At 59.2% G+C, this 13,459-nt stretch carries 13 protein-coding genes; 9 read left to right on the top strand and 4 right to left on the bottom strand.

All coding sequences use genetic code 11. From position 1 onward, the window contains the following. Positions 1 to 5: 5 nt before the first annotated feature. From ACK83U_RS27545 to ACK83U_RS27525, 5 genes are all read left to right on the top strand, one after another. Positions 6 to 896, top strand: coding sequence for an ABC transporter permease (locus ACK83U_RS27545; protein ID WP_112611196.1), 891 nt, complete (start codon positions 6 to 8; stop codon positions 894 to 896). 37 nt (positions 897 to 933) lie between these two features. Then, entirely contained in the window at positions 934 to 1,731 is a 798-nt protein-coding gene (locus ACK83U_RS27540) for a glycerophosphodiester phosphodiesterase family protein (protein WP_112611198.1), read from the top strand. Positions 1,732 to 2,458: 727 nt separating this feature from the next. Further along, a complete protein-coding gene (locus tag ACK83U_RS27535) occupies positions 2,459 to 3,433 on the top strand; it encodes a mannonate dehydratase (RefSeq protein WP_112611202.1) in 975 nt (324 codons plus the stop codon). Between the two features lie 37 nt (positions 3,434 to 3,470). Beyond that, complete coding sequence (kdgD, locus tag ACK83U_RS27530) at positions 3,471 to 4,379, top strand: 5-dehydro-4-deoxyglucarate dehydratase (RefSeq protein ID WP_112338097.1); 909 nt, start codon at positions 3,471 to 3,473, stop codon at positions 4,377 to 4,379. A 458-nt stretch (positions 4,380 to 4,837) separates the two neighbouring features. Continuing rightward, positions 4,838 to 5,263: a DUF4168 domain-containing protein gene (locus ACK83U_RS27525; RefSeq protein ID WP_112611204.1), complete on the top strand. Its 426-nt coding sequence runs from the start codon at positions 4,838 to 4,840 to the stop codon at positions 5,261 to 5,263. A gap of 220 nt (positions 5,264 to 5,483) precedes the next feature. Here the strand turns inward: ACK83U_RS27525 and ACK83U_RS27520 are convergent, their stop codons facing one another. Further along, positions 5,484 to 6,353, bottom strand: a complete 870-nt coding sequence (locus ACK83U_RS27520; protein WP_112611206.1) for an NmrA/HSCARG family protein — start codon at positions 6,351 to 6,353, stop codon at positions 5,484 to 5,486. 106 nt (positions 6,354 to 6,459) lie between these two features. On the opposite strand from ACK83U_RS27520, the gene ACK83U_RS27515 reads away from it, so the two are divergent. After that, positions 6,460 to 7,350: a LysR substrate-binding domain-containing protein gene (locus tag ACK83U_RS27515; protein WP_112611208.1), complete on the top strand. Its 891-nt coding sequence runs from the start codon at positions 6,460 to 6,462 to the stop codon at positions 7,348 to 7,350. A 233-nt stretch (positions 7,351 to 7,583) separates the two neighbouring features. On the opposite strand, the gene ACK83U_RS27510 is transcribed toward ACK83U_RS27515, so the two are convergent. Then, positions 7,584 to 8,807 (bottom strand): MFS transporter, encoded by a 1,224-nt coding sequence (locus ACK83U_RS27510; RefSeq protein ID WP_112611210.1) that lies wholly within the window; start codon positions 8,805 to 8,807, stop codon positions 7,584 to 7,586. A 98-nt stretch (positions 8,808 to 8,905) separates the two neighbouring features. Between ACK83U_RS27510 and ACK83U_RS27505 the strand changes: the two genes are divergently transcribed. Further along, complete coding sequence (locus ACK83U_RS27505; protein WP_112611212.1) at positions 8,906 to 9,886, top strand: AraC family transcriptional regulator; 981 nt, start codon at positions 8,906 to 8,908, stop codon at positions 9,884 to 9,886. Positions 9,887 to 9,930: 44 nt separating this feature from the next. Here the strand turns inward: ACK83U_RS27505 and ACK83U_RS27500 are convergent, their stop codons facing one another. Next, on the bottom strand, positions 9,931 to 10,545 hold the full coding sequence (locus ACK83U_RS27500; RefSeq protein ID WP_112611214.1) for a TetR/AcrR family transcriptional regulator: 615 nt from the start codon (positions 10,543 to 10,545) through the stop codon (positions 9,931 to 9,933). Positions 10,546 to 10,646: 101 nt separating this feature from the next. On the opposite strand from ACK83U_RS27500, the gene ACK83U_RS27495 reads away from it, so the two are divergent. Continuing rightward, on the top strand, positions 10,647 to 12,080 hold the full coding sequence (locus tag ACK83U_RS27495) for an MFS transporter (RefSeq protein WP_412474947.1): 1,434 nt from the start codon (positions 10,647 to 10,649) through the stop codon (positions 12,078 to 12,080). A 174-nt stretch (positions 12,081 to 12,254) separates the two neighbouring features. Here the strand turns inward: ACK83U_RS27495 and ACK83U_RS27490 are convergent, their stop codons facing one another. Next, on the bottom strand, positions 12,255 to 12,833 hold the full coding sequence (locus ACK83U_RS27490; RefSeq protein WP_112610023.1) for a TetR/AcrR family transcriptional regulator: 579 nt from the start codon (positions 12,831 to 12,833) through the stop codon (positions 12,255 to 12,257). Positions 12,834 to 12,975: 142 nt separating this feature from the next. Here ACK83U_RS27490 and ACK83U_RS27485 point away from each other — a divergent pair, with 142 nt between their 5' ends. Beyond that, positions 12,976 to 13,335, top strand: coding sequence for a DoxX family protein (locus tag ACK83U_RS27485; RefSeq protein ID WP_112609873.1), 360 nt, complete (start codon positions 12,976 to 12,978; stop codon positions 13,333 to 13,335). The last annotated feature ends 124 nt before the right edge of the window (positions 13,336 to 13,459 follow it).

Genomic DNA, 13,459 nt, shown 5'->3' with positions numbered 1-13,459 from the left:
AAGCCATGGCGAATGCAGCGACGGGTGCCGATGCTATCCCTAAGAAAAGATCGGAGCGAGCATTTCTGCCCCGCCTCCGGTTCGATTTGATGACGGCCATTTGCGTCATTGTGCTCGTGACCTTCATCGTGGTCGCGATCTTTGCCAATGTGCTTGCGCCTCATGGGTTTGCACAGATCGATCTTCATGCCCGCAAGGCGCCGCCGATCCTGTTTGGAGGCTCCTTCAAGCATATTCTCGGCACCGACGAGCTTGGTCGCGATATTCTGAGCCGCATCTTCTATGGCTTGCGCACCAGCCTGCTGATCGCGCTCGGCGCTTCGGCGATCAGCCTGACGCTTGGTACCGTGCTTGGCCTGCTTGCCGCTTTCGGCCGTGGATTTGCCGATATGCTGATCCGCGTCGCCGTCGATTTTCAGGCATCGATGCCGTTCCTCATCATCGCGCTCGCCGTCCTCGCCTTCTTTGGCGACAATCTCTGGCTGTTCATGGCATTGCTCGGCCTCTACGGCTGGGAGCGTTACGCGCGATTGGTGCGGGCCATGGCCGGGCTGGAACTAGAGCGCGGCTATGTCGCGGCGCTGAGGCGAAATGGTGCAGGAACAGCGCGCATCGCCTTCCTGCACGTGCTGCCCAATATCCTCTCCGTCGTCCTCGTCAATCTGACGATCGTCCTGCCGGAAATCCTGCTGCAGGAATCGGCGCTGAGCTTTCTCGGCCTCGGCATCCAGCCGCCGCTCGTCAGCCTCGGCAGCATGGTCGGTGCAGGCCGCGACTATGTGATGACAGAATGGTGGATCGCGATCCTGCCGGGCATCGTGATCTTCATCCTGTCACTGTCGATCAGCTTGATCGGCGATTATCTGCGCGACGTTCTCGACCCCACACTTCACTAGGCTGCCCCGTAAAGAACCGACTCCAAGGAGACTTGCATTGCCTTTGCCCCTTCACGCCGCTCGTCATGGTTCGCTCCGTATTGCCGCTCATCGCGGCTTCAGCCGGCGCTTCCCGGAAAATACTATTCTCGCCTTCCAGGCGGGTGTGAACGCAGGCGCCAACGAGTGCGAAATCGATCTTATGCTGACGCGCGACGATCAGATCGTCGTGATGCACGACAGAACCCTTGATCGCACGACCAACGGCTTCGGCTTTGTTGCCGATCACGATCTCCAGCATATTCTTTCCCTTGATGCCGGCGCGAAATTCGATCCCCGTTTCGCCGGGACGCGTGTGCCGACGCTTGCCGATACGCTGCTGTGGGCAAAGCAAACGGATACCCGTCTCGCAATCGAGATGAAGGAGCCCGAACGTCCCGATCGCCTCATCGATCTCGTGATCGGTACGCTGCGGGAGCTCGATGCTTTTGAGCATGTCGCCATATCCTCCTTCGACCATCTTGACCTGTTGCGCGTGAAGGAATTCGAGCCGCGCCTGCAGACGGAAGCGATCCTCCACCATCGTCCGGTAGACATCGTCGCCTCGATGCGCGCCGGCCGCATTGACGGCGTCTCACTGGAACTGAACCGCTTTCATCGCACTGACGCCGAGGCGCTGCAGGAGGCCGGCATTGCCGTGCGTCTGAGCCTTCCATTGCCGGAAAAGCTTGCCCTGTTCTGGCAGGGCGGCCGCGACCTGCTTCCCATGATCCGCAGCTGCATTCGGGATCGGCTGGTCGATGCCCTTATCGGCGACGATGTGGATTTCCTCCGCATGCTGGGCGCGAGCGCCTGAGAAGAGAGCATCAAAGGACGGCTATCGTCGCAGGGGGGTAGTTCTCTATTGCTTCCTGATCCGGCATATCACGGTGGCATTCCCCGTTTGGGCTTTTTTGTTAGGGTCTATGCAGGTCAACGCACCCGGCTCGCAATCCTCCCGGAATTCGTAGGGTCCGTTGGAGCCCCGCGCCACAAGGTTGGGACTTTGGTTCGGGCAATCCACAGCCTCCGTGCCGCGTTGCTCGCATGCCCAAAGGGTAAGGCCGATCAAAAGAAGACCAGGAAATTTGTTCATCATCTACTTTCGATTGCAGGATCGTATGATGAATACAAACCCATGAGCCCCTTGGGTCATGGGGAAACTAGGTAACTAGGCGATATGTCAAGGAGCATTGGAGCGTAAGACCAAGTTCAACCTCCCTGATTTTCATAGCGCATATGGAGTGCGCGCTGATATCATATTATGACTTCGGAAAATCCGCGACGTTTGAAAGTCATTGGGACGACTTTGGTACGAATATAAAGACCAGACCCACGACAAAAGTCGCTAGGCGCGCTGCAGGCTGCCGATAGAGCATATTCGCCATTCAGGCGACCTTTTATGCGCTAAACAATGCATACAAGGCGGCAAGCCAGCGCGTCTGCCACACCTCCTGGCCGAACCGAGCAATAATGCTCGACACGTTACAAAATTCATATTATGTCATATGATATAGATCAATCTCGTATGGAAGAGATGCTCCGTGTATGTAGGAACGCAGGTCGAGGCGCGGGATGATGACGACTATCGCGTTTTCGCTCAATTGGGGGTGAAACATATTTGCGCGGACCCGCCGGGAAAGCCGGAAAGCTGGACCCTTTCCGATCTTGAGCGCCTGCGCGACAAGGTCGAGAGTTTTGGGCTGATTCTGGACATGATCCAGCTTCCCTTGCCGTCTCAGCCGATTGAGAAGGCGACCTATCCCGATATTCTGCTTGCCGGACCGGATCGTGATCGCCAGATCGATGCAGTCTGCAAGCTCATCGAAGATGTGGCGGCCGCGGGAATTCCTGCAGCAAAATACAACCTCAACCTCATCGGCATTCCACGCACGCCGGAAGAACCTGGCCGTGGTGGTTCGCTGAATGCGAGCTTCCGCTGGGACAAGGCGGACCACAAGGCTGCCCCGGGCCTTGCCGGCATCCTGTCGGAAGACGAAAACTGGGAGCGCATCGACTATTTCCTCGAGCGCGTCGTCCCCGTGGCGGAGAGCAGTCGCGTCCGTCTCGCCTGCCATCCGCACGATCCCTATACACCGCCGGGCTACCGCGGCGTCACCCGCGTCCTTGGCTCTGTCGAAGGTTTGAAGAAATTCGTGCTCATGCGCGAAAGCCCCTATCACGGGCTGAACTTCTGCCAGGGATCGGTCGGCGAGATGCTCGACAATCCGAGGGAGGAGATCGACGACATCATTCGCTGGTTCGGCACGCGCGGCAAACTTTTCAACGTCCATTTCCGCAACATTCGCGGCGGCAAGCTCTCCTTCATGGAGACCTTTCCGGATGAGGGTGACATGGACATGGTTCGTTCCGCGAAGGTCTACAAGGAGGTCGGCTATCAATACATGCTGATGCCTGATCATGTGCCGACCATCAGTGGCCGGGACCCGACCGGCGTCGCTTTCGCCTTCTGCTACGGCTACATCGCCGCCCTCGTCCAGTCGCTCGAAGGCGCCTAAGAACCGTTGTCATACCAATCGACGATAGGATTCCAAGATGGACCCGATTGAACTGAAAAAGGCGGTTGGCAGCGGTCTGCTGTCCTTCCCGGTCACCCATTTCGACAGCGATCTCAAATTCGACGAGGCGAAATACCGCCGCCATGTCGAATGGCTGGCAGGCTATGATGCTGCAGCCCTTTTTGCAGCCGGCGGAACAGGTGAATTCTTCTCCCTCAATCCTGCCGAAATTCCGCAGGTTGTCCGCGCCGCAAAGGCATCCGCCGGCAATACGCCGATCATCTCCGGAACAGGCTACGGCACGTCGCTCGCCGTCGAGATCGCCAAGTCGGCCGAAAAAGCCGGAGCCGATGGGGTGCTGCTTTTGCCGCCTTACCTCATGTCTTCGGAGCAGGCCGGCCTGATCGCCCATGTCAAGGCGGTCTGCCAATCCGTGGGGATCGGGGTCATCATCTACAATCGGGACAATGCGGTGCTTAGCGCCGACAGCATCGCGCGGCTTGCCGACGAGTGCCCCAACCTCGTCGGCTGCAAGGATGGGGTCGGCGATGTCGACAAGGTGATCGAGATCACCACGACCCTCAAGGACCGTCTCGTCTATGTCGGCGGCATGCCGACCCATGAAGTTTATGCTCAGGCCTATTTCGCTGCCGGTGTCACGACCTATTCCTCCGCCGTCTTCAACTTCATCCCCGCGCTGGCCCAGCGTTTTTACAGTGCGTTGCGGAGCGCAGACCAGGCAACGGTGGACGAAATCCTCACGGGCTTCTTCTTCCCCTTCGTCGCCCTGCGCAATCGGAAGAAAGGCTATGCGGTCTCGATCATCAAGGCCGGCTTGCACGTTCTCGGCAAAGATCCCGGCCCGGTGCGGCCACCATTGACCGATCTGACGCCGGAGGAGCTGTCAGCACTCGCCAAGATTATCGAGATGGCCAAGGCAGCTTGAACCGATAGCGCAATTCCAGGAAAAGTGCGCAGCGGTTTTCCGTCGGCAGTTGCGGGAAAGGAGAGAGCGGTTCAGAATTTCGGTGAGCTGCATCCCCCGGGCGAACAGCACGCTCCGGGCTGTTCGATCGTTATTCCGTCGCCCTCGCCGGCGAGATGGTCACAGAATAACTATGGCCAAGGCTCAGTCACCATCGTGAACTTCACTGGCTTTCACATCCCGTAACGATGCCTGTCACCTTGGCAAGAAACCCGCGCCGAAGCGGAACTGCTGCCATAAAGCTGCCATTCTATCGTCAACACGTCGCCGCGCTATGACCCCGTAGAAACCGTTTGAGGACCACATTGTCGCCGGATCGTTCCTGAAACCTAACCGGCGGTGATATCGAAACGATATGTCACCCCTAGCTCTACGCCGTCAAAGAGGTGTTCCCCCCGCACGACTGAAGAGGAATTGAGATGATTGTTCGTCATATCCCCGCTGCATCGCTGACCGCCGCAATCTTGAGCTTGATGGTTCTCGGCAACCAGGCCTTTGCGCAGCAAGCAACACAAGGGCAGCCACCTGCGCAAGCGCAGCAGCCCGACAGCAATGCTGCGGCTGCACCCGTCAGCGACCAGAAGATAGAGGCCTTTGCCGTCGCCTATCTCCAGGTGGACAAGATCAGGCAGGAATACTCGGCCAAGATCGGCGCAACGCAGGATCCAACCGCGAAGCAACAGCTCCAGACCGAGGCAAGCAAGCAGATGGTGCAGGCCGTCCAAACCTCGCCGGGCATGTCGGTGAACGAATACAACGCAATTCTGACGGCCGCAAAGAGTGATCCGGCGCTTGTAAAGAAAGTCCAGGACAAGATCCAGAAAGCCGAGCCCGCACAGCAATAGGCGTCGCACGATCTCCAGGTAAGTTGATCTCATGCCGCCGCCGCGCCAGGAGCTTCGATCTTGGCGCGGCGGCGGCATTTTTTACACAATCGTTTGAAAGCGGTCGTTGCGGCTTACCGGGCCGTGCTTTCAGCACGATTTCGCCGAGAAATTCACCAGCATAGCAGCAGCTGAATAATCATGAGGGATCTTCAGGCAAAGTTGAGGTGAGCAGCCAGGGCTATGCCGCGTTCGCAATCGCGGCTGCGAAATCACGGTAGCTGTGCAGCGGACGGCCGAGGATGGTGGTCAGCCGTTCGATGTCGCCGATCTCGGGGATCATGCCGTCGCTGACATAGCGTTCCGCCATCAGGCGCATCTCATAAGCGGTCCACTTCGGCATGAAGCTCGCCATGTTCTGCTCGAACCCACTGGGATCATCGCCGCCGTAAACAACCGACCGGCCGAGCAGGTCCGACCAGATCTTGGCTATTTCCGGGCCGGTCAGCGTGTCGGGGCCGACCAGATTGATCGTCTCGATCGGCAGCTTGCCGGGAGCCTGGTCGCGGCGGATCAGCTCGATGGCGGCGACCTCGGCGATATCGCGGGCGTCCACCATGGCAACACCCTTGCTGCCGATCGGCATCGGATAGACGCCGTGATTGAGGATCACGTCCTTGATCATCAGCTCATTGTCGATGAAGTAGGTCGCGCGCAGGATGGTGGCACTGAAGCCCATCTGCACGAGCATGCGCTCGGCGCCGAACTTGACGGCGAAATGCGGCACATTCACCGCGCGATCGGCTTCGAACACAGAGAGATAGACGACGCGTTCGATGCCTGCCTCGCGGGCGATGTTGAGCGTGATGATTGCCTGGGCGAATTCATCGCCGGTAACGGCATTCAGCAGGAAGAGCGTGCTGACGCCATGGAAGGCGCTGCGCAGGGCATCGATGTCGAGCAGGTCGCCTTGGGCAACTTCGACGCCGGCCGGGACATTGGCCTTCGAGGGGTCGCGGGTCAGCACGCGGACCTTTGCGCCGCGCTTGACGAGTTGATCGACGACGTGGTGGCCGACACGGCCGGTGGCGCCTGTAACGAGAATGGTCATTGTGGTTACTCCGGTTGGGGTGTTCAGTTGACAGTCATCAATTTAATGATCCACATTGATCCCAATAGACGCTCTATTTGGACTTGCTGTCTCACTGGTGAAACACATGGATCTGCTCGCTCTCGCCGATTTCAATCTAGTCGCCCGCCACGGCGGGTTCGGAAGGGCCGCTCGTGCAACCGGTCGTCCGAAGGCAACCTTGTCACGGCGCGTGGCCGAGCTGGAGGCAAGTCTCGACCTGCGCCTGTTCGAGCGCGGTGCACGGATGCTGAAGCTGACGGAGGAGGGGCGTGCGCTCTTTGAGCGAACGGGCGCGCTGCTGACCGAGCTCGACGAAACGGCGAAGGCGATCGCATCGGGCGGACATAGTCCCCGCGGTCGGTTGAGGATCAGCGCACCTTTGCTATTCTCGCAGACGGCGTTGGGAAAGCTTGCAGCAGGATTCGTCCGGAAATATCCCGAAGTTCAGCTCGAGATCACGACGGAAGACCGGGCCGTCGACATGATCGAGGAAGCTTACGATGTGGTCATTCGCGTGAATCCGGAGCCGGATGAAAGTCTTGTCGGCCGCGTCTTCCTGCATGATCGGCTTGTTGTCGTGGCAAGTCCCGACCTGCCGCGTCCAGCAGGCCGCAATGCCGTTCCCGCCGTCAGCCGTGGAGCGATGAACCAGGTTGAATCGTGGGATGTCACGACTTCAGCGGGAAAATTCCGCCTTATGGCAAGGCCGGTTCTGAGCGTCTCCTCCTTCGTCATGGTTCGCGACGCCGTCCGCGCCGGCGTGGGCGCGGCGCGTTTACCCCTATCGCTCGCTATTCCGGATCTGGCCACTGGCAGGCTGGTGAGTTGGGGTGAGGTGGAAGGATTTCAGACTGCCCTTTGGGCGCTATACCCGACGCGGCGGCTGCTCAGCGCCCGCGTGTCTGCATTTCTGGATTATCTTAAGGAAGCTTTTCCCCGGGGAGCGCCCGAGGAGCTTGCGGCCTATATGGAATGACGGTGCATTGTCGAACCATAAAGCGGGTGCATGGCCCGGTGTCTGTCTGGCTGAGCGCCGATAACGCCGGGCGAAAGGCCGTTGGTCCAGACTGGAGCTATCTCGATCGCTGCAGCGCGAACGAATGCTTCGATTGCTCTCTGCTTTGGAAACCGAGGGTGCTTCCGATCACTGCCGTATCTGCAGCTCGAAGCTATCCTCGATAATCGGAGCAAACGCTGTGATCTCGCCCGTCAGCTTTGAGCGAGCGCGGTCTGTTTGCCGCCGCGTGCTGCCATCACGATGGTTCCCGCAAGGCATGCGGCCCCAAGGAACGACATGACGCCCAGCGGCCCCTGCAGATCGATCAGTACGCCGCCCAGGACCGCTCCGCTGGAAATAGCGACCTGGAAAGCGGTCAGAAGCAATGCTCCTGCGCTTTCAGCTTCGTCGGGAGCGGCCCGCGTGATGTAGCTCTGGATGGAGACGGGAAATGCGCCGAAGGCGAAACCCCAAATAGCAACTCCGACAATCGCCGCCAGCTCGGACGCGCCTACGGTTACGAAGATAGCGCCGGCAACGGCGATCAGGCTCGACGAGAAGACGGTGCCAACAGCAGCACTGCGCTCCGCGATCATGCCACCGACAATATTGCCGAAGAAACCACTGACGCCGTAGGCGAGGAGCACCAGCGACACCATCTCGACCTTGAGGTGGGCGATACCTTCCAGATACGGGCGAATATAAGTGAAGCCGGCAAAATGGCCTGCAACGATGAGAAGTGTGGTGATCAGACCCACCCGGATCTTGGGGCGCGTCAGAACGGCGCCGAGCGTTGACAAACCGGCGTGACCGGCTGGTGGCAACGACGGCACGGTGACAGCCTGGGCAATAAATGCAAGCACGCCGACGGCTCCGGCCAGGACGAAGGAAGCTCTCCATCCAAGGGTCGATCCCACATAGGAGCCAAGCGGGGCTGCCGTGACGGTGGCGAGGGAGACGCCGGTAAAGATCATCGCCATTGCTCGGGGGAGATGTTCAATCGGGACTAGCCGCATCGCGAGCGCACCGGCCATTGCCCAGAAACCGCCGAGCCCGACACCAAGCAGAACTCGCGATACGAGGAGCGAAATCAAATTGTTGGCGGTTGCCGCCAGAACGCAGGAAAGAATCAGAAGAGCAGTCAGGCTAAAGAGCACACGGCGTCGGTCGAAGCTTCGAGTGGCTATGACGATACCGGGGCCTGCAAATGCAGCGACGACAGCCGTTGCCGTGACTGTTTGGCCAGTTTCCCCGGCAGAGAGACCTAGGTCGGAAGAGATTGGGGTTAGCAGGCTGGCAGGCAGAAATTCCGCCGTAACGAGACCGAACACGCCGAGAGCCAGGGCGACGACGGCATCCCATCTCAGTCGGTGGGATGTCTCTGCCGTCGGTTGATTGTGAGGAGATGAAATGGGCTTGAAATTGCTCTCTGCCATGGGGGCGGTCCTATATTAAGATGTCTTGGCGCGCGTTGATACCATTGAGCAAGAAGGTAGTCGTGACAGTCTGTACTTTCCATGCTAGGAAATCCGAGATGCTTGACTATTCGTCCAAAGATAATGCTGGCGAGACTCATGATGCCCTGAGCGAGATGCTGAGGGGCTTGCGGCTTGATGGCGTTGAATATGGGCGCTGTCGGCTCTCGGAGCCGTGGGCGACCTATTTTGCGCCGCAGTCGTCGGCGAGATTGCATTTCATTTCGTCCGGCTCCGCCTGGCTTCAGGCGCCGTCAGGCGATTGGCTTCCGTTGGGACCCGGTGACGCCGCGCTTCTGCCGCGTGGCAACGCGCATGTTATCGCAAGCAAGCCAGGCATTCGGCCGGTGCCTTTCGAGCAATTTGACCGCAAGGAAGTCTGCCGGGATGTCTTCGATCTCCAGTGCCAGGATGCGTGTGGGGGAACGGTGGCTTTGACCGCGGCGATGCGCTTCAATATCGACAACCTTCATCCGCTGCTGCGGTTGATGCCCGACACCATGCTCACCAGCGATCTGGCCAAGAACGAGCCGGCGATTCCGCATTTGCTCGACGCCATGACGCGTGAAGTGCAGATGGATCGGGTCGGCGCGGGAGGCATACTGGCAAGGCTTGCCGATGTCTTGACCGCAACATTGATCAGGACGTGGGTCGAACATGGCTGCGGCGATACCACCGGCTGGATTGCCGCGGTGCGCAACCCCGAAATCGGCCGGGTGCTGGCTGCAATTCACCTCGAGCCGGATCGTGACTGGAGCTTGGCGGCGCTTGCGAACCTGATGGGCATCTCACGCTCGGGCTTTGCGGAGCGATTCCTAAAGGTCGTGGGTGAAACGCCGGCGCGCTACGTGGCGAGGGTGCGCATGTATCAAGCTCTTCAATGGCTGCGCAATGGAATGCGCGTGTCCGTAGTCGCGCAGAGATTGGGCTACGACGCCGAAGCATCGTTCAGCCGTGCCTTCAAGCGCATTATCGGTGCGCCACCGAGCCAGTTCCGCAAGGGCAGCGGAGCTGAAACGAATTCGCTCCCTGTGGATTGAAGCTCTCACCATCGCGAGAATGTGCAACGCCGGCGGCAATCGGTTCAGAGATCGTCAGCCTTGGCCAATAACGCGTTCTTCAACGGCGATAGCGCGTGAGACAATGTAGACAGAAGCATGTCTCTTGGCACGCCGTCGGCCGCCTGCACTGATAGACCGTGAAGAAAAGCGGCGTAGAATTCCGCCAGCGCGCGCGGGTCGGCATCAGGTTTCAACTCGCCGGCCTCCGATGCCATTTTCAGACGCTCGTGTAGGGAGGCAGCGCGGTCCCGCCGGTATCGGCCGAGCCGCGTGCGAACGGCCTGGTTATTGATCGTATAGTTGGTGGCCGCCATCACGATCATGCAGCCGTGTGGGCGATTGGGGCGCGAATAGAGCAAAATCGCATCCCGCAGAAGTCGCTCGAAGGCATCGAGAATAGTCGATTCTTCAGCCAGTGCTCGAGTGGCAAATTCGCCCTCACCGGAGGCGTACAGCATCACCGCTTCCTGGAACAGTGCCTCTTTCGATTCGAAAGCGGCGTAGATGCGCGCCGACGCTATGCCCATGGCGTCGACGAGGTCGGCCATCGAGACACCTTCGTAGCCTCGCTCCCAGAAGAGGTCGCGGGCTTTGGCCAGCGCCTCATCACGATCAAATTCCCGCGGCCGTCCTGCCATGCTTAACCTCAATCTTTGTCATTCAACAAATAATCACCTTGACTCGGCTACGCAAGCTTCACATTATTTGTTGATCGACAAAGAATTGCCGGAGAGGATAAATGGACCACATTGCAGAAAGACCATCAGTCGGGGCAGGCGCGGCGAATTTCAACCGGCCGGCTGCGCTGGCGCTCCTCGCATTCGCACAGTTGATCATCTCGCTCGATATCAACATCGTCTTCGTCGCCCTGCCCAAAATCGGCGAGGGTCTCAACTTTTCCGGTCAGACGCTGCAATGGGTCGTCAGCGCCTACACAGTCTTCTGCGGCGGTTTTCTGCTCTTCGGCGGGCGTGCGGCGGACCTCATCGGCCAACGCCGATTGTTCATCACGGCGCTCGGGCTCTATGCGATATCCTCACTGGTGGGGGGATTGGCCTGGGAGCCCGCAGTCATCATCGCAGCACGAGCCGTCCAAGGCATCGGCGGCGCTTTTCTATTTCCGGCCACGCTTTCGCTCGTCAACCGCTTGTTTGCGGAGGGGGCAGCGCGCAACCGGGCTCTGGCAGTCTGGGGAGGGGCGGGTGCCAGCGGTCTTACGATCGGATCGCTTGCCGGCGGTTTTCTAACGAGCGCTTTTGGCTGGCCATCGGTGTTTTTCGTCAATGTCTTCCTCGCCTTGATTGCGATCATCGCAGCCTTTTTCGTCATCCCGCGAGATCCTCGTGTGTCTCATGGCCGCTCCTTCGACTTGTCGGGGGCGCTGACGGTTACGGGAGGCGCCACTCTGCTGGTGTTCGCACTCGTCCAGGGGCCGGTGTTCGGCTGGAATGCCGCACCTATTCTCTGGGCCTTCGGTCTATCGGCACTTCTGCTGCTGGCGTTCATGATCATCGAATCGCAACGTCGCGATCCATTGATGCCTCTCAGGCTGTTGGGCAACCGCATGCTTGTGACGAGCATGGCCATCACCTTTCTCTACATGGGTACGTTTGGAGCCTTGCCGTATTTTCTGACGGTGCTGTTTCAGGATATCCATCACTTCACGGCCTCGGAGACGGGTCTTGCCTTCCTCGTTCCCTCGCTTGCCATTGCTGCCGGTACTCAGATCGGCGAGCGGTACGCGTCACGCTTTTCGGCGCGATTGACATTGATCGCGGGAATGCTGGTAGGGGCGGCGGGCACCGTTATCATGGTGGCCGGGGCGTGGCCCGAAAGCAGCTATGCAGCCATCGTTCCGGGTCTGCTGGTCTCGGGGATCGGTCAGGGCGTCGTGTGGACCGCAATGTGGATCATCGCCGGTTCCGGAGTGCCGGATCGCGAACAGGGTGTTGCATCGGGAATGGCGTCGACCACGATGAACATCGGCAACGCCGTTGGCCTTGCTGTCCTTGTTGGTTTTGCCAATGCTTATGCCGGTTTCGCAGGAGGCAAGGTGTCGGCCAGCGACCTGGCGAGCGGTGTTCGTCTCGCCTTTTGGCTTTGCGCGGCGGGTGGCATCATCACCACGGCTATTGCCGTAGCAACGTTGTTCCGACCGCGGCAGTCGCAGTAACGACTAATAGATGACGGAGCTATCCATCTTCGATTTAGATATCGATACGCCCAAGGAATAAAGCCGTGGAATTTCAGTAATTCGCGCCCCTATCGGCAGTGAACAAATTCCGAAGATTGAGGCCCTTCGTCCAACTCCTGCTCCCCTGCTGCGGCATCCCATCACTCGCAACATTTATCGTTGGAGCTGGCCCGACACCATCTGCATGATGAGTGTGATCCGGTGGGACCGGAAAGCGGGCCTTATTCTGCCGTGGCGCTCAAGCTCCGCCAATCCGTGGAGCGCCGCCCAGAAAGTTTCTGTTGCGGTATCCACATCCTGGGCGAAGGGCGCGATCACCATCGCCATGGCTCCGAAGCCCTCACGGAGCTGCGTTGGTGTATCGGATCTGGCGAAGCGCAGACCGGTGGGAAGGATAAACATCGCCTCGTACATTGCCGGTCGGGCAAAGGCGAAATCGAGATAGGCGGTCGCGACGCCTTCTATTGCCTCCTCGGGCGTGGACGACGGCCGGATCGCGGCGCGGAGTATCCCGGCCAGCTCGCCGAATCCTTCGAGTGCGACTGCGCCGACGATTTCATCGCGATTTTGGAAATGCGAGTAGAGAACGGGCTGGCTGTATTCGATCTCGTCGGCGAGACGCCGGATGGTGACCGAGGCCCAGCCGTCGCGTTCCGCGATCGTCCTGGCAGCGACAACGATCCTGCGGCCTCGTTCCTCCCTTTCCCGGGCTTTGCGTTCGCTGATACCCACCTTGGCTCCCGTCTTCATTCGCACGAATTCCCTTATCCTGAAGCTATCAAAAAGAACGTCGATTGACAAACTAGCACTGCTAGAATATATGATGACGCTATAAGAGCTGGTCGCGACGCGGCGTATCGGAGAAGAGATAGCAATGGATTCAGTTCAAATTTTCACGGGCACAACGGTGTTCAATACCGTCCTCGTTTGGCTGTCTGCCGCCGCGTTTCTCGTCGGGGCCATGGTCAACATGAGCGGCCATTCAAAAGTCCGCGCGGGCTTCGTGCAGCTCGGATTTCCGTTCTGGTGGTGCTGGATCACGGGCGCACTCGAACTCCTAACCGCAGTGCTGCTGGTCACAGCCGGCAGCCGATATATCGGGGTCGCCTTGGGCACCTGCATCATGCTCGCAGCGATCACGGCCATTGTCCGTATCCGGAACTATCGCGAGCTACCGCCGCCAATGCTGTTCCTGCTGTTGCTGATGTTGGCCGGTGTCAGCGGTCATGCTTGAGCGTCTCGCGGCACATAAGTTCATCACCCTGAGAACCTCCGCATAACCGGCTGGCTAAAGCTATCCATCGCCAGACGTTGGACGTCATCCGCCCCCCATCAACCTCTTTTGAAAGAAGGCACCG

This window comes from Rhizobium sp. WW22, from assembly GCF_047041135.1.
Classification (GTDB): domain Bacteria; phylum Pseudomonadota; class Alphaproteobacteria; order Rhizobiales; family Rhizobiaceae; genus Rhizobium.
The sequence above is the reverse complement of the archived record's forward strand: the minus strand, read 5'-3'. Positions and strand labels throughout refer to the sequence as shown.

What these genes read in the sequence shown, in the direction of transcription:
- ACK83U_RS27545 (WP_112611196.1), top strand. Translation starts at nt 6, where the DNA reads ATGGCGAATGCAGCGACGGGTGCCGATGCTATCCCTAAGAAAAGATCG.
- kdgD (WP_112338097.1), top strand. Translation starts at nt 3,471, where the DNA reads ATGGACCCGATTGAACTGAAAAAGGCGGTTGGCAGCGGTCTGCTGTCC.
- ACK83U_RS27525 (WP_112611204.1), top strand. Translation starts at nt 4,838, where the DNA reads ATGATTGTTCGTCATATCCCCGCTGCATCGCTGACCGCCGCAATCTTG.
- ACK83U_RS27520 (WP_112611206.1), bottom strand. Translation starts at nt 6,353, where the DNA reads ATGACCATTCTCGTTACAGGCGCCACCGGCCGTGTCGGCCACCACGTC.
- ACK83U_RS27515 (WP_112611208.1), top strand. Translation starts at nt 6,460, where the DNA reads ATGGATCTGCTCGCTCTCGCCGATTTCAATCTAGTCGCCCGCCACGGC.
- ACK83U_RS27510 (WP_112611210.1), bottom strand. Translation starts at nt 8,807, where the DNA reads ATGGCAGAGAGCAATTTCAAGCCCATTTCATCTCCTCACAATCAACCG.
- ACK83U_RS27505 (WP_112611212.1), top strand. Translation starts at nt 8,906, where the DNA reads ATGCTTGACTATTCGTCCAAAGATAATGCTGGCGAGACTCATGATGCC.
- ACK83U_RS27500 (WP_112611214.1), bottom strand. Translation starts at nt 10,545, where the DNA reads ATGGCAGGACGGCCGCGGGAATTTGATCGTGATGAGGCGCTGGCCAAA.
- ACK83U_RS27495 (WP_412474947.1), top strand. Translation starts at nt 10,647, where the DNA reads ATGGACCACATTGCAGAAAGACCATCAGTCGGGGCAGGCGCGGCGAAT.
- ACK83U_RS27485 (WP_112609873.1), top strand. Translation starts at nt 12,976, where the DNA reads ATGGATTCAGTTCAAATTTTCACGGGCACAACGGTGTTCAATACCGTC.